Genomic DNA, 15,017 nt, shown 5'->3' on the forward strand with positions numbered 1-15,017 from the left:
AATAAATATTTGATATAGCAAATGTTGTTTCAAATTATGATTTGAAACAACATTTTTCTTTTTTTTTGGATAATTTAAAGTTTAGAATCCGAACTTTAGTTTGTAAGAAAAGTAGAACTCTTTTAAACTTTAAAATCATGAAAAAATTAATTGCACAATGGCTTCCAATGAGTGTATTACTGGCGATGATGCCCTTCGGTCTAATTGCTCAGAATGGTTCAGATAAAAATAAAAAGGAAGCAAGTTCGTTTACCAAAAAAAAGCAGGAAGATCTTCTCTCTTATCTTCCCTTTAGTGACAATACATCATATGAAGATGCGAGAAAAGGATTTATTGCAACGCTGCCGGCGGGTGAAATTAAAGATGAAAAAGGAAATGTTGTATACAGCATGAAGCAGTATGATTTTATCAAGGGAAAAGCTCCTGCAACTACTAATCCAAGTTTATGGAGACAGAGTGAAATAAACAGTATACACGGTCTTTTTAAAGTTACAGACGGAATATATCAGATTCGCGGTTTTGATCTGGCCAATATGACACTAATCGAAGGTAAGACCGGCTGGATTATAATAGATCCTCTATTATCGCCTCCTACAGCTAAAGCAGGGCTTGATCTCGCAAATGAGAAACTTGGGAAAAGAAAGGTGTCGGCGGTGATTCATACTCACAGCCATATTGATCATTTTGGTGGTATCCGAGGCGTTGTGGATGAAGCTGATGTGAAAAGTGGAAAAGTGCCCATATATGTGCCGGAAGGATATTTTGATGAAGCAATCAGCGAGAATGTAATGGGAGGAAACACCATGGGAAGAAGAGCTTCATATATGTATGGAAACTTATTGCCGAAAGACGCAAAAGGAACTTTGGGGACAGGACTAGGACAAACCACTTCAACCGGGTTGGCTGGAATTTTGGAAGGCACTGAAATAATTAAGAAATTGGATGGAGAGAAAAAAATAATAGACGGAATAACGGTTGAATTCATTTATACCCCTGAATCTGAAGCACCAGCTGAAATGATGTTTTACTTTCCAGAATTTAAATCTTTCTGCCAAGCGGAAGATATCAGCCACACTCTTCACAATTTATATACCTTGAGAGGTGCAAAGGTAAGAAATGGACAGAAATGGAGCGAGTATATCGATCTGTCTTTACAGAAATGGGGAAAAGATGTCCAGTCAACCTTTGGATCACATCACTGGCCTACATGGGGAAATGAAACTATAAACAAATACTGGAAAAGCCAGAGAGACCTATACAGATTTATCCATGACCAGACTTTAAGATTGGCAAATGAAGGTTATACTCCAGTAGAAATAGCCAATATGCTAAAACTTCCTGAAAGCTTGGATAAACAGTTCTACAACAGAGGATATTATGGGTCTGTCAGCCATAACATAAAGGCGCAGTACGACCTATATTTCGGATGGTTTGACGGCAATCCTGCCAATCTAGACAAGCTGCCGCCTGCGGAGGAGGGCAAAAAATATGTCGAGTTCATGGGAGGGGCGGCATCAGTTTTAACAAAAGCCAAACAGACATTTGATAAAGGCGAGTACCGATGGACAGCGACCGTATTGAGCAATCTTGTATTTGCAGATCCTAAGAACCAGAGTGCAAGAAATCTGCTTGCAGACACTTACGAGCAGCTGGGATATCAGGCTGAGTCGGGGCCATGGAGAAATTTTTATCTTTCAGGGGCAAAAGAGCTGCGAGACGGGGTTAAAGTGCTTCCATCGCCAAATACGGCTGGTCCAGACATGGTTCGCGGAATGTCTACAAGCTTGTTTTTTAATTTCCTTGCAATGAAGTTTAAAGGTACAGATCCAGATGCCGCGGCAATGAAGTACAATTTTAATATCACGATGCCAGATGTTAATGAAAAAGTCGCACTCCTTATAGAAAATGGCGCTGTTAATCCGCGCATAGGAAGCAATGTTTCTGAGGATGTTACCGCAAGCCTGACAATTAACAGAAAGGATCTGGACCGCATTAGTCTTGGCGAGACTTCTTTTAAAGATCTTGTTGATAACGGGACTATTAAAATTTCAGGAGATAAAAACGCATTTACAAGCTTTTTAAGTAAAATAGACACTTTTAATTTCTGGTTTAATATAGTTGAACCTTAATACTAAATAGCAATGGATGAGAATCAGGGTATCGGTTGAAGTGAATAAACATTTGGAAATCGAAAGAGAGCATTTCAATGAGATATCCTGATTTTTTTTGTTTCAGTACGGCTTTAATGGGTTGAAAATAAATAGTTTGTAAATAGCAGTTTGAAAGGTTATTTTAAACATTATTCTATGCAATTAAATCGCACATTGACAAAAAGATCTATTAGAGTGTAGCTTCACGATTAATTTACCTATGAGATTTGCCGATTTTAATTTTCGCCATTACAAATAACGAGAATTTTGTAATAGAATACTTTTAGCTTTTCAATAGCTTGATAATTAATTTAAATGCTTATGCGCTTTAAATTTAAATATGTTTTAACTGTATTATTACTTGTGAATGTGCATTCAAGTTGGGGGCAGAAAGAAGTACTGAATCAATTCTGGAACGAATATGCCTTTACGCATAACATTAGTGAAAACTGGGTAGCAGAAGTTGATGCTGGATTGACAAGTAGCGGAGTGCCAGATGAAAACAATATTTTTTACGGTTTAACACAATTCAGCGCTCGAGCATGGATACATTATTATCCGGGCGACCGTTGGAAGCTTTCTTTTTTTTATGCTTACTATTACAATAAGAATGTGCCGGAACTTAATCAAAATCAAGCGCCCGAATTTCGGTTTGCTTTGCAGGCAACTTATAATCTAGCTAGGCATGGAAGAATAAATATTAACCTTAGAGCAAGATTTGAGGATCGAAATATTGAGAACGAAGCAGGGATTTTCGAAGCTGTTGAGCGTTTTAGATTTCAAGGCAGAGCGGTATACCCCATAAACCGACCAAAAATAAAAGAAAAGACGGTATATGGATTTTTATCTGATGAAGTGTACTTTAAAACTAAAAGTGAAATAAGCGGCAGTGAGTTTTTTGACAGAAACCGCGCCACGATAGGGTTAGGTTACAAAGCATCAAAAAAATTTCAGATCGAAATTTCGTATGCAAATGAATATTTGCCTCGTATGGCGACAGATAAAGTTTATAATGCCCTTCAGCTAAATCTCACTTTTGAAAATATTTTTTCTGATATCTCAAAGACCGTTGTCCGCAAAGAGAAAGCAGTGGATGATGGAGCGCCAAGCGGTGGAGGTGGATAAAAGTATTAATTTAATGTATCTTATATCTATGAAGGACGCTCTTAGCAAAGACGTTATCATAGCAATTCAATGTTTATCTGCATCTAAAAGCATTTGCTAAGATTGGCAATATCTGAAATCTCTGACAGGGAATATTTTTGTCCCAATTTGTTGATAATGTATTGTGTAGGTGTGTTTTTTAAGGTTTTATTTAATAAATTTAATTAAATTTGAGTGTAACATTTAAAAAGAAAAAATATGAGAAAGAGTACTCTATCGATTTTTACATTATTATGTTTCGCAAGTGTATTTGCGCAGGCCAGAAAAGAGATAAATTTTGGACTTATAGGCATTAATTATGAAATACCGGTCCACAGGGACATAACCATAGCTCCTGGAGTAGGGACAACTTTGGATCTTGATTGGCTCAATGCAGGAGTCAAGGGAAATTATTATTTCGATCATGTATTTGGCATTACTGATGATGCCTGGGACGTATATGGCGGAGCTAACGTAGGCTATTCTTTCGATTTGAGAGACGACCATGACAATAACGGCCATGATGGAAGCGATTTTAATGTAGGACTGCAGATAGGAGGAAGATGGTTTTGGAATGATAAGTGGGGAGTTTATGTAGAAATCGGAGGCGGGAATGTTTCAGGATTTTCTCCTGGGATAGGACTGACACTGAAACTGTAAATGCGTAAGCTTTTAATATTTATGAATTAGTTTTACTTGAACGGAATTTTAAGGTTTGGCTTTTTTTGAACATAGTAATAGCATAACAGATTAAAACACGCCTTCGGACTGTTTATAAACTGCACTTTAATTAATATCGGCCGATTAAATTACTTTCTTTGTTTGATAATTAAGGTTTTGAATGAATTTTGTGCAAATCAGGAAAAACAATAGATCTTAATTTGGCAGTCCACGCTATTGCGCTTCTAATGATTGGCCTTAGCTGCTGTAGTACATATGTTCAAACAACCTCTTCCGAGAAAGTGTCTCCAAGGCAGGCTAAAAAATGACTGGTAAAAAAAGCACGAAAACTTATGTTACGGGACACCAAAAAAGAACTAGCAATGGGGATTTCTCACGGCGGCAGTTTGGCAGCTGTGTTCTTATTAATACTTGTCCTTTATTGGCATTTTTAATTATTTTTTATATTAAAAAATGCTGGGTTTTTATAATTAGTCGAATGAAGAAATAATTTGGAAGGGAGTTTTTAATGCAAGTTTTATGGAGAACACTTGAAGTAAAAGCAAATAAACGACTTTGAATTCCCTCAACAGATTATTTATAAAATAAAAAAAGTTCTATGAAGATAATCATTAAAGCATTTTTTGACGGCAAGTTTGTTAGCAAAGAGGAAGCCGCATCCAAATATTCCAAACAGTTTCCCGATACTTTGGAAGTTTCAAAAACTGTCAATGACCTGAAACGTAATAAAGTGAGCAATTGGGGATACATCGTCCTGATAAGCGAACAAGGAATCTCTACAAGCGCAATCACAGTCGATGAGCTGAATATAGAATATTAGTCCATGCAAGGGAATATGGCAATTTCAAAAGCCTGATATCAAACAGGAATTAAGAACAGTTTGAAATATGCATACTTATAATTTAATTTATATTTTTAGCGCTGGAATCCTGTTTAATTATCGATTTATAAACTTAGATATATTAAGATGTTTTTATGGAGTTGTTTTCTTTGTTTTAAAGTTACTAAAAATGCCTGAATGATATAAATTTATTGTATTTGATTATATTATTTGAAAAAAAATGGCGCCAATTGTCTTCAATTGGCGCCATTTGGCACTGTGGTGACCTCGACAGGATTCAAACCTGTAACCTTCTGAGCCGTAATCAGATGCGCTATTCAGTTGCGCCACGAGGCCTTTTTGTTATCAATTAGCTATTTTTTTGTAGCTTTGTTGATTGCTTATTGCGGGTGCAAAGATAGACATAAAAGTGAGATATACAAGCGAAAAATAACAGAAAAATAAAAAAAAATGAAGATTGAAAATTATATACGTGATATTCAGGGATTTCCAAAAGAAGGAATTTTGTTTAAAGATATAACTCCTTTGCTAATTGACCCTGAAGCGCGAACAAATTGCTTAAGAATTTTGGTGAACTCTTTAGAAAATCAAAAAATAGACAAGGTTGTTGGTGCAGAATCACGTGGTTTCTTCTTCGGAATGCTGCTTGCTCAAGAATTAACTGCTGGATTTGTTCCCGTAAGGAAACCCAAAAAACTTCCGTTTGATACCATTTCAGCTTCTTATGAATTAGAATATGGAACTGACAGTCTTGAAATGCATACCGATGCCATAAAAAAAGGCGACCGAGTTTTAATACATGACGATGTATTGGCAACTGGAGGAACCGCAAAAGCAGTTTGCGAATTAGTTGAAAAACTAGGAGGCGAAATCGTGCAATGCAATTTCTTGATGGAACTGACTTTTCTTAACGGAAGAGAAAAAATTGCGGCATACCCTGTTTTTGCAGCTTTGACATATTAAACAAAAACAATTTTATGCTTAATAGCATAAAGCACTAGTCCGATTCGGGTTTTTATTTCCAATTTATCAAAAAGCGATTCTCTATAGCCGTCAATGGTTTTGGGGCTTAGACACATTTCTGATGCGATTTCTTTATACGTCATTTCGGTACACGCGTGTTTGATAAAAACAATCTCTTTTTCTTTTAAACAGATCTTTTTGTTATCACTGTTGACTTTATTAATCAGCATTCCAGAAACAAGCTCGGTAAAATAGAAACCCTTTTCGATGACACATTCGATTGCTTCTTTAAAAATTTCAGGCGAAGTATCTTTCAGCAGATAACCTTTTGCTCCGTTTGTAATCATCTTAATAATAATTTCTTCGTCATCATTAACAGACAAAGCAATTACTTTTAGATCAGGTCTATTGTCTTTAAGCCATTGCATTGTACTTAATCCATCGAGAACAGGCATATTTACATCCAATAAAATAAGATCAATTTCAGTAGAATTATTTTGTTCCAGATAGTCTATAAAAACCTTTCCGTTTTCAAAACGTTCTATAACTTCATAATCGCCAAAACTTTTAATCAGCAGTTCGAGCGACTGGGAAAAAAGCAAATGATCGTCTACAATTATTATTTTTCTTTTAGAGTTAGTCTTCATGGTTTTGGGTTAAAGGATATTCGATAGTAACACTGGTTCCGGTGCTGTCTGAATTTAAAATTAATTCGGCGCCAATAAGTTTGGCTCTTAATTTCATATTATTTAGTCCGATTCCTGAATTTGACTTTTCTAGATCATAACCAATTCCAAAGTCTTTTAATTTTAATATAAAAAGAGAATCAGTGGTTTCGATATGAAAGTCAAATAAATCGCTTCTAGAATGTTTTAAGCTGTTGTGAAGCGCTTCTTGGAAAATTCGGTAAATAATGAGTTCGTGCTCTTTATTTATTGTAGGAACTGCTCCAATTTGGTTAAAATTGAATTTAATTTTTTTGAGCTTTTTAATCCTTTCTAAATCCTGCTGAATAGCTTCGAGAAAGTTGTTTTGAAGTAAATTGTCTTTATTGATAATTCTTGAAAGAATTCGTAATTCGTCTAAAGATTTTGCTAGAAGAGTTTTTAAATCTTTAAGTTCGTTCATTTGGACATCCTTGCTGCTAATGCAGATATTAAGCTGCATAATAGCAACCGAAATAATTTGTCCAATATTATCATGCAGTTCCTTGCTGATTTCTGATAAAGTCTGGTCTTTTATTTCAATTCTTGTTTTCACCAATTCAGATTGGAAATACAAATCAGCTTCCATTTTTTCTACTAAAAACTTATTTTTTTTCTTTAAAAAATAGAAGAAAATTACAAGCAAAATAACGATTAGGGTAAAGAAAACAATACCCAGGGAAATAACTAATAGTTGTATTTCTTTTCGCTCCATATAAATCCAATAATAAAACAGCTATGCGCCAGAAAATTTAGAATAAACAAGACCAAACTAAAGATAGAATCGTCCTGCTTGATTAGAAACCAATTGATAGCCAGCATAAAGGGTGTAAAAGGAACATGAAAAACAAGTATGCCGAGTATATACCAGAAAAAAACCGATTTTTTAAAATTCAATATTTTTTCTGAATTGAATATCTCGATCAGGTACAGACAGGATAATATTAAAACTACTAATACACCAATTGCAAAACTATAGGTATAAGAACGGTTTATGTCTTCTTTGAAATATAAAATATTTAAAAAGAAAGAAACAATAAACAGAATTAAAAAAAGAATAGCCGAAATTCTATGATCTTTTTTAGTCAATAAGGCTCTTAGAAGTAAAATATAGGCAGAAAGGCTGGCGAGCATGTAGAAATTATAAACGTAAAAATTCAGCAAACCCGTCCATTCGGTGAAATAATAGCCTATAATTTCGATTACGATAGAAAACCAGATTAAAAGTACTAAAAATTTAGCTTTATTGCTAGGAAGTTTTGGCAGTGCAAACAAACCAATCGTTCCTGACAATAAAGCCATATAAATGATATAAGATCTTAAAAATTCGAACATTTTTTTTTAGTAAATTAAGCTTGGCGGTCTTCCGATGTTTCCGTAATTCATTGGATCTAGGCTTTCTATGTCTGAAGAAGCAGCTTCTCTCATTAAAGCAAAACTTTGAGCTTCTGTATTCTTTTCTGCTTTTTTGCCTGTAGGAACTAAAAATAAGGTAGTTAAACCTGCTTTTTCTCCATGCTTTTCATCATCTGGATAAACTCCAAAATAAAAACGGATTCCGTCAACATTGTAGCCGTCTTTTGCGCCGTTAGTTTTTATATAATGTATATAGTTTTCCAATTCTTCTAAAGAATACCAAATAGCATTGGCATCTTCTTTTTCTTCTTTCCCAGCAACAAGAGAAGCTCTTTTATTGTTGTAATTTGAATTTAATTGTCTAGCAAATTCTTTTGTAATTAATTGGCTAGGCTTTGCGGGTGGATTTTTCATAGTTTTTTATTGTTAATTGGTTTAAATGTTTAGTTAACAGATTTTTGAGTTGTTTACAAGGTAAAATTATCTGAAACAGAAAATTCCGGCAAGGGGAAATATACCCTTTTTTGTTTAGGTAAAATTATTTAAAAAATCGGGTTAAAGTGCTGTTGTTTAGTATTTTGTAAAAATATAATTTTACATCGCCAGTTTTGAGATAAAACAGGCATTCAAAAATGTTGGCTGTTAGTGCTTATTTTTTGAGAACATATTGCAACCGATATTAGTTCTGAGTTTAGTTGGCTGTTTTGCAATCTATATCTCAATTCTCGACCCTTATATTGTTCAATTTCCATAAAAGTATCACGAACAATACTGCTCTTATTTTACAGTACGTCAATTGTAAAAAGATGTTTTTATTTCTTCAAGCATCAATTATCACCAAAAACAAACCTAATGAGAACTATTAAAGCAGGAACAAAATCTCCCGAAGTTTATTACTTAAATGAGCTTTTGGCTAAATTAAAATACAGTGTAATTGTTTCCGATTATTTCGGAAAGGAAACAGATAAAGCAATCAAAGATTTTCAGTTAAAAAACAATCTTGTGGTTGATGGAGTAGTGGGACTTAAAACGTGGTCGACACTTTTAGAGAAAAGTAAGAATGGTTTTCAGGCAAACAATAAATTATTGTCTGAGCAGGATTTAATTGATTTTTCGAATCAGTTTAAATTAGAACTTGCTGTTGTAAAAGCTGTAAACGAAGTAGAAAGCAACGGAAAAGGCTTTTTAATTGACGGACGTCCGAAGATTTTATTTGAAGGACATATTTTTTGGAATGAATTGAAGAAAAGAAATATCGATCCGAAAACGTATGTGAATGCCAATACACAGGACATTTTATTCGAAAAATATACTAAGAAGTATTATGTTGGTGGCACAGCAGAATATGTACGCTTAGAAAAGGCAAAAAAGCTCGGCTCAGACAAAAAAATTGCCGATGCGGCAAATTGTTCAGCTTCTTGGGGACTTTTTCAAATTATGGGCTTTAATGCGGTCTCTATCGGATATAGCAGTATTGATGAATTTGTAGATAAAATGAATCTTAACGAAGGAGAACATCTAAAAGCCTTCGGACGATTTCTTGAGAAAAATAATCTGATTGGATTGCTGCGAAGCAAGAATTGGGCATCGTTTGCTTTAAAATACAACGGACCAGCCTATAAAACCAATAAATATGATGAAAAGCTGATGAAAGCGTATCATAAATATGCGTGAGAATTAAAAATTGAGAATTTAGCCTTTTGCGAAACTTTGCGTAAATCTTAGCGCTCTCTGCGGTAAAACTATACTCAAAGTATATCAACTTGAAACCTGAAACCTAAAGCAAAAAACAAAACCCGACTAGTTCTTTCAAAAACAAGTCGGGTTTGTATATTAATATAACGAGATTTTATCTTAAACTCGCTCCAAGCTCAGTTTCAAATGTCTGTTGTAATTTAGACATGATTTTGTCGATTTGAGCGTCAGTTAATGTTTTAGTATTGTCTTGAATAGTAAAACTCAAAGCGTACGATTTTTTTCCTTCTGGCAATTTGTCTCCTTGATAAACATCAAATAAATTAATGTCTTTTAAAAGCGCTTTCTCAGTTTGTTTTGCTAAGTTGAAAATGCTTTCGTAAGTAGTGTTTTGGTCAATTAATAAAGCTAAATCTCTACGGACTTCTGGATATTTAGGAATTTCAGAATACTTAATTTTTCCTGTAATTATTTTTAGAACTAAATCCCAGTTAAAATCAGCATAATAAACATCTTGTTTAATGCCGAAATGCTTCAAAATAGGCTTTTTAATAACACCCATTTCAACTAAAATATCATTGTTGTAAGTAATCGCTGTTCCTTCAGAATAAACATCTGACTGAACAGGCGCATTCGAAATTTTTTCAATTCCCAAACGAGATAAAATCGCTTTTACATATCCTTTCAGCAAGAAGAAATCTGTTGTTTTCTGCGGATTTGTCCAGCTTTCTTTGTTTCTGTTTCCAGAAATCAATAAAGAAAGGTGTTTATGCTCTTCGTATCCGTTTAAATACTTATGATAGGTTTTTCCGAATTCAAATAATTTTAAATCCGAATTTTTTCTATTAATGTTGTATGAAACCGCTTCTAAGCCAGAAAACAATAAAGACTGGCGAAGTGTTGCTAAGTCACTGCTCAACGGATTCAACATCGATACATTGTGTTCTTCTTTTAAAGAAGCAGATAATTTCGCGTAAGCTGCAGTTGTCAATGAATTGGCCATCATTTCGTGGAAGCTTTGTGAATTCAATTGAGAAGCAATTACATTCTGAACTTTGTAATCTTCTGTTCTTGGCGAATTTGCTACCGTAGCATTAAATTTCTTAGAGAAATTAATGTTGTTATAACCATAAACTCTCAGAATTTCTTCTATTACGTCAATTTCACGTTGAACATCAACGCGATATGCTGGAATTGTTAAACCTAAACCGGTATCAGAAACGCTGTTTACTTTAATGTCTAAAGAAACCAAGATTTTTTTGATGGTATCTTTTGGAATTTCTTGTCCGATGATTTTAGAAACATGGCTAAAATTCAATAAAACAGAGAAATCTTCCACTTTTTTAGGATACACTTCCACAACATCAGAAGTGATTTTTCCGCCAGCTACTTCTTGAATTAAAAGTGCTGCACGTTTCAATGCATATTCTGTGATAGTTGGGTCAATTCCTCTTTCAAATCTGAAAGAAGCATCTGTGCTCAATTGATGTCTTTTTGCTGTTTTACGAATGCTTACTGGATCAAAATAAGCACTTTCTAAGAAGATAGATGTTGTCCCTTCAGAAACTCCAGATTTTTTACCTCCAAAAACTCCAGCAATGCATAGCGGACCTTTTTCGTCGCAAATCATTAAATCTTCTTTGTGAAGCGTTCTCTCAACATCATCAAGAGTTACAAATTTAGTTCCTTCTTCAACTGTTTTTACAATGATTTTTCCGTTGATTTTCGCAGCATCAAAAGCGTGTAAAGGCTGTCCTAATTCGTGTAAAACATAATTAGTAACGTCAACAATATTATTTTTTGGCGTTAATCCGATAGCTTTTAAACGGTCTTGTAACCAGCTTGGAGATTCGTGAACAGAAATTCCAGAGATAGTTACACCGCAATATCTTGGAGCTAAATGATTGTCCTCAACGTTTACGTCGATTTTTAGCGTACGCATGTCCACTCTAAAATTGCTTACAGAAGGCGTAATCAATTCTACGTTTACACCGCGTTGCAGCATTCCCGCTCTTAAATCACGAGCAGTTCCAAAATGGCTCATTGCATCGGCACGGTTTGGCGTCAATCCGATTTCAAAAACTTCATCATTTGCAATTTGGAAAACTTCAGATGCAGGAGTTCCTGGAACTAAATCTTCTGCCAAAACCATAATTCCGTCATGGCTGGTTCCTAAACCTAATTCATCTTCAGCACAGATCATTCCGTGACTTTCCTGTCCACGGATTTTTCCTTTTTTAATGGTAAATTCTGCACCTTCTTTATCGTATAAAACGGTTCCAATGGTAGCAACTGGCACTTTTTGTCCTTCAGCCACATTTGCAGCGCCGCATACAATTTGTACAGGAGCTTCTAAACCAATATTAACTGTAGTAACTTTCAATCTATCAGCATCAGGATGTTTTTCGCAAGTCAAAACGTGTCCAACAACAACGCCTGCCAAGCCTCCTTTAATAGATTCATATTTTTCGACAACTTCAACTTCTAAACCTAAATCTGTTAGTAATTCAGAAGTCTGCTCAGATGTCCAATCTGTTTTAATAAATTGTTTTAACCAGTTGTAAGATATTTTCATTGTAGTTCTTTAATTCTTTGTATGAGGTTACAAATATAAGGATTGCGCGTTGGAGTAGGAAAAAATTGAGTAGTTTTTTCTAGTTGTTTTTAATTGACCGAAAAATGCTGCTTACTAATTATTTAGCAATTTATCGACTAAAATTTTGCTAAATGATTATTATAAAAGTCTAAAAAAATCGAATGTGTAATTTTTGTGCTACAAGATGAATGAAAAGTGCTATTCTGTTTCTTTTTATGAAACTAAATTTGGAGTAAATCAAAAAAAGAATATTATGAGTACCGCAGTAAAAAGACCTGAATTTAAGGCAAAATACGATAACTATATTGGTGGAAAATTTACCGCACCAATTACAGGAGAATACTTTGATGTAGTTTCTCCTATTGATGGAAAAGTATTTACAAAAGCAGCGCATTCTGGAAAAGAAGATCTAGAATTGGCTGTAGATACTGCTTATGAAGCATTTAAGACTTGGGGAAAAACTTCTGTAACGGAAAGAAGTATTCTATTGAATAAGATTGCACAGAAAATTGAAGACAATTTAGAATATATTGCAGCAGTTGAAACGGTAGATAATGGAAAACCAATCCGTGAAACTCTTGCTGCTGATATTCCGTTGGCAATTGACCATTTTAGATATTTTGCAGGTGTAATTCGTGCAGAAGAAAGTGCTATTTCAGAACTAGATTCGCAAACGGTTTCTATTGCGTTAAGCGAACCTATTGGAGTTGTAGCGCAGATTATTCCGTGGAACTTTCCAATTTTAATGGCAGTCTGGAAAATTGCTCCAGCTCTTGCGGCTGGAAATACAATCGTCTTAAAACCAGCTGAAAGCACGCCGATTTCTATTATGGTTTTAATGGAATTAATTGGCGACATTCTTCCTCCTGGAGTTTTAAATATTGTAAACGGATTTGGAGCCGAATTAGGACGTCCGTTAGTAACCAATAAAAAAGTATCAAAAGCTGCATTTACAGGTTCTACTACTACAGGACGTTTGGTGATGCAGTATGCAACAGAAAATATTATTCCGGTAACTTTAGAATTAGGCGGAAAATCACCAAATATTTTCTTCCCTTCTGTAGCAGATCATGACGATGATTTCTTTGATAAAGCCGTAGAAGGTGCTGTATTGTTTGCTTTAAATCAAGGAGAAATCTGTACTTGTCCTTCCAGATTATTAATTCACGAAGATATTTACGACAAGTTCATCAAAAAAGTAATTGAAAGAACTGAAGCCATTATAGCTGGAAATCCGTTGGACAAATCAACTATGATTGGTGCTCAGACTTCGATTGTTCAGAAAGAAAAAATCATGTCCTATATCAAATTAGGAAAAGAAGAAGGTGCAGAATTATTGACTGGAGGTGACGAAAATAAATTGGGTGGAGATTTAGAAGGCGGTTATTACATTAAACCGACTTTGTTTAAAGGTCACAACAAAATGAGAATTTTCCAAGAAGAGATTTTCGGACCTGTTTTAGCGGTTACCACTTTCAAAACTACTGAAGAAGCTATTGAAATTGCCAATGATACCATGTACGGATTAGGTGCAGGAGTTTGGACACGTGATGCGCACGAAATTTATCAGGTTCCGAGAGCAATTCAGTCTGGTCGTGTTTGGATTAATCAATATCATTCTTATCCTGCTGGCGCTCCGTTTGGAGGTTACAAGCAATCTGGAATTGGTCGTGAAAACCATAAAATGATGCTAAGCCAATATCGCCAAACCAAAAACATGCTGATTTCTTACGATAAAAAGAAATTAGGATTCTTCTAAAGAGAATATAAACTTGAGAATAGAAAGCTCAATAAGTTTTCTATTCTCTTAAAACCATAGAATTATGCTTCCAAAAACAATGAAAGCTGCGGTCGTGAGAGAATTTGGTTCACTTCTAAAAATTGAAGAAGTCGAAGTAAAACGCCCAGGTAGAAATGAAATTCTTGTAAAAGTAATTGCAAGCGGAGTGTGCCACACCGATTTACATGCTGTAGAAGGCGATTGGCCAGTTAAACCTAAAATGCCTTTAATTCCAGGACACGAAGCTGTTGGTTATGTTGCAGCAGTTGGGCCAGATGTAAAAAACGTAAAAGAAGGTGATGCTGTTGGTGTGCCTTGGCTATATAGCGCCTGCGGAGGCTGCGATCACTGCATTACAGGCTGGGAAACTTTATGCGAAAGCCAGCAGAATGGCGGTTACAGCGTAGATGGCGGATTTGCAGAATTTGTTATTGCAGATGCCAGATATGTTGGAATTTTGCCTTCTAATGTGAATTTTATCGAAATGGCTCCGATTTTATGCGCTGGTGTTACAGTTTACAAAGGATTGAAAGAAACTGAGGTGAAACCTGGCGAATGGGTAGCAATTTCAGGAATTGGAGGTTTAGGACACGTTGCTGTGCAATATGCAAAAGCTATGGGAATGAATGTGGTGGCTATTGATATTGGAGACGATAAATTGGAACTGGCAAAAAAATTAGGCGCCGATTTGGTGGTCAATGCTAAAAATCAAAATCCTGGAGAATTCTTAAAGAAAGAAGTCGGTGGAATGCATGGGGCGTTGGTTACCGCAGTTTCTCCAATTGCTTTCAAACAAGGGCTTGAAACATTGAGAAGAAAAGGTACAATGGCATTAAACGGACTTCCTCCAGGTAATTTTGATTTGTCAATTTTTGATACTGTTTTAAATAGAATCACTATTAGAGGTTCGATAGTTGGAACCAGAAAAGATATGAAAGAAGCGATTGAATTTGCCGTTGACGGTAAAGTCAAAGCTACTGTAACACCTACAAGATTGGAAGACATTAACAATGTTTTTGACAAAATGAAAAAAGGTGAAATAGAAGGTAGAGTTGTGCTTGATATAGCACAATCATAAATAGTTAGTTTATGTTGAAGCAGTAAATTC

The 15,017-nt window shown here is 35.0% G+C and carries 13 protein-coding genes and 1 tRNA gene; 8 read left to right on the forward strand and 6 right to left on the reverse strand.

The window, feature by feature from the left end; all coding sequences use genetic code 11:
* Positions 1-65 precede the first annotated feature (65 nt).
* The 4 genes from NU08_RS19770 to NU08_RS19785 all read left to right on the forward strand — a co-directional run bounded on the left by NU08_RS19770 (position 66) and on the right by NU08_RS19785 (position 4,794).
* Positions 66-2,129: an alkyl/aryl-sulfatase gene (locus tag NU08_RS19770; RefSeq protein ID WP_207214084.1), complete on the forward strand. Its 2,064-nt coding sequence runs from the start codon at positions 66-68 to the stop codon at positions 2,127-2,129.
* A gap of 342 nt (positions 2,130-2,471) precedes the next feature.
* Positions 2,472-3,275: a DUF2490 domain-containing protein gene (locus NU08_RS19775; protein WP_165352490.1), complete on the forward strand. Its 804-nt coding sequence runs from the start codon at positions 2,472-2,474 to the stop codon at positions 3,273-3,275.
* 237 nt (positions 3,276-3,512) lie between these two features.
* Complete coding sequence (locus tag NU08_RS19780) at positions 3,513-3,953, forward strand: hypothetical protein (RefSeq protein ID WP_207214085.1); 441 nt, start codon at positions 3,513-3,515, stop codon at positions 3,951-3,953.
* A 619-nt stretch (positions 3,954-4,572) separates the two neighbouring features.
* Positions 4,573-4,794: a hypothetical protein gene (locus NU08_RS19785; RefSeq protein WP_129748792.1), complete on the forward strand. Its 222-nt coding sequence runs from the start codon at positions 4,573-4,575 to the stop codon at positions 4,792-4,794.
* Positions 4,795-5,074: 280 nt separating this feature from the next.
* On the opposite strand, the gene NU08_RS19790 is transcribed toward NU08_RS19785, so the two are convergent.
* Positions 5,075-5,151: transfer RNA gene (locus NU08_RS19790), tRNA-Arg, on the reverse strand.
* Positions 5,152-5,265: 114 nt separating this feature from the next.
* Here NU08_RS19790 and NU08_RS19795 point away from each other — a divergent pair.
* Positions 5,266-5,778 carry an adenine phosphoribosyltransferase gene (locus NU08_RS19795; protein WP_129748793.1) on the forward strand — a complete coding sequence of 171 codons (513 nt, stop codon included), beginning with the start codon at positions 5,266-5,268 and terminating at the stop codon, positions 5,776-5,778.
* On the opposite strand, the gene NU08_RS19800 is transcribed toward NU08_RS19795, so the two are convergent.
* The 4 genes from NU08_RS19800 to NU08_RS19815 all read right to left on the reverse strand — a co-directional run bounded on the left by NU08_RS19800 (position 5,775) and on the right by NU08_RS19815 (position 8,252).
* Positions 5,775-6,425: a response regulator transcription factor gene (locus tag NU08_RS19800; RefSeq protein ID WP_129748794.1), complete on the reverse strand. Its 651-nt coding sequence runs from the start codon at positions 6,423-6,425 to the stop codon at positions 5,775-5,777. The genes NU08_RS19795 and NU08_RS19800 overlap by 4 nt on opposite strands.
* Positions 6,415-7,071 (reverse strand): sensor histidine kinase, encoded by a 657-nt coding sequence (locus tag NU08_RS19805; protein WP_242502607.1) that lies wholly within the window; start codon positions 7,069-7,071, stop codon positions 6,415-6,417. The genes NU08_RS19800 and NU08_RS19805 overlap by 11 nt, the downstream gene beginning before the upstream one ends.
* 98 nt (positions 7,072-7,169) lie before the next feature.
* Complete coding sequence (locus tag NU08_RS19810) at positions 7,170-7,817, reverse strand: hypothetical protein (RefSeq protein WP_066034705.1); 648 nt, start codon at positions 7,815-7,817, stop codon at positions 7,170-7,172.
* Between the two features lie 6 nt (positions 7,818-7,823).
* On the reverse strand, positions 7,824-8,252 hold the full coding sequence (locus NU08_RS19815; RefSeq protein WP_119790865.1) for a hypothetical protein: 429 nt from the start codon (positions 8,250-8,252) through the stop codon (positions 7,824-7,826).
* 438 nt (positions 8,253-8,690) lie between these two features.
* On the opposite strand from NU08_RS19815, the gene NU08_RS19820 reads away from it, so the two are divergent.
* Positions 8,691-9,512, forward strand: coding sequence for an N-acetylmuramidase domain-containing protein (locus NU08_RS19820; RefSeq protein ID WP_129748796.1), 822 nt, complete (start codon positions 8,691-8,693; stop codon positions 9,510-9,512).
* A 175-nt stretch (positions 9,513-9,687) separates the two neighbouring features.
* Here the strand turns inward: NU08_RS19820 and pheT are convergent, their stop codons facing one another.
* Complete coding sequence (pheT, locus tag NU08_RS19825) at positions 9,688-12,108, reverse strand: phenylalanine--tRNA ligase subunit beta (protein WP_129748797.1); 2,421 nt, start codon at positions 12,106-12,108, stop codon at positions 9,688-9,690.
* Positions 12,109-12,382: 274 nt separating this feature from the next.
* On the opposite strand from pheT, the gene NU08_RS19830 reads away from it, so the two are divergent.
* Positions 12,383-13,888: an aldehyde dehydrogenase family protein gene (locus NU08_RS19830; protein WP_129748798.1), complete on the forward strand. Its 1,506-nt coding sequence runs from the start codon at positions 12,383-12,385 to the stop codon at positions 13,886-13,888.
* Between the two features lie 64 nt (positions 13,889-13,952).
* Entirely contained in the window at positions 13,953-14,987 is a 1,035-nt protein-coding gene (adhP, locus tag NU08_RS19835) for an alcohol dehydrogenase AdhP (RefSeq protein ID WP_129748799.1), read from the forward strand.
* The last annotated feature ends 30 nt before the right edge of the window (positions 14,988-15,017 follow it).

Origin of the sequence: Flavobacterium anhuiense (assembly GCF_004151235.1) — a bacterium.
Lineage (GTDB): Bacteria > Bacteroidota > Bacteroidia > Flavobacteriales > Flavobacteriaceae > Flavobacterium > Flavobacterium anhuiense_A.

Excerpts from the sequence above, each read along its gene's own strand:
- NU08_RS19830 (WP_129748798.1), top strand. The coding sequence starts at position 12,383 with ATGAGTACCGCAGTAAAAAGACCTGAATTTAAGGCAAAATACGATAAC.
- adhP (WP_129748799.1), top strand. The coding sequence starts at position 13,953 with ATGCTTCCAAAAACAATGAAAGCTGCGGTCGTGAGAGAATTTGGTTCA.
- NU08_RS19780 (WP_207214085.1), top strand. The coding sequence starts at position 3,513 with ATGAGAAAGAGTACTCTATCGATTTTTACATTATTATGTTTCGCAAGT.
- NU08_RS19815 (WP_119790865.1), bottom strand. The coding sequence starts at position 8,252 with ATGAAAAATCCACCCGCAAAGCCTAGCCAATTAATTACAAAAGAATTT.
- NU08_RS19795 (WP_129748793.1), top strand. The coding sequence starts at position 5,266 with ATGAAGATTGAAAATTATATACGTGATATTCAGGGATTTCCAAAAGAA.
- NU08_RS19820 (WP_129748796.1), top strand. The coding sequence starts at position 8,691 with ATGAGAACTATTAAAGCAGGAACAAAATCTCCCGAAGTTTATTACTTA.
- NU08_RS19785 (WP_129748792.1), top strand. The coding sequence starts at position 4,573 with ATGAAGATAATCATTAAAGCATTTTTTGACGGCAAGTTTGTTAGCAAA.
- NU08_RS19805 (WP_242502607.1), bottom strand. The coding sequence starts at position 7,071 with ATGGAAGCTGATTTGTATTTCCAATCTGAATTGGTGAAAACAAGAATT.
- NU08_RS19800 (WP_129748794.1), bottom strand. The coding sequence starts at position 6,425 with ATGAAGACTAACTCTAAAAGAAAAATAATAATTGTAGACGATCATTTG.
- NU08_RS19810 (WP_066034705.1), bottom strand. The coding sequence starts at position 7,817 with ATGTTCGAATTTTTAAGATCTTATATCATTTATATGGCTTTATTGTCA.
- pheT (WP_129748797.1), bottom strand. The coding sequence starts at position 12,108 with ATGAAAATATCTTACAACTGGTTAAAACAATTTATTAAAACAGATTGG.
- NU08_RS19775 (WP_165352490.1), top strand. The coding sequence starts at position 2,472 with ATGCGCTTTAAATTTAAATATGTTTTAACTGTATTATTACTTGTGAAT.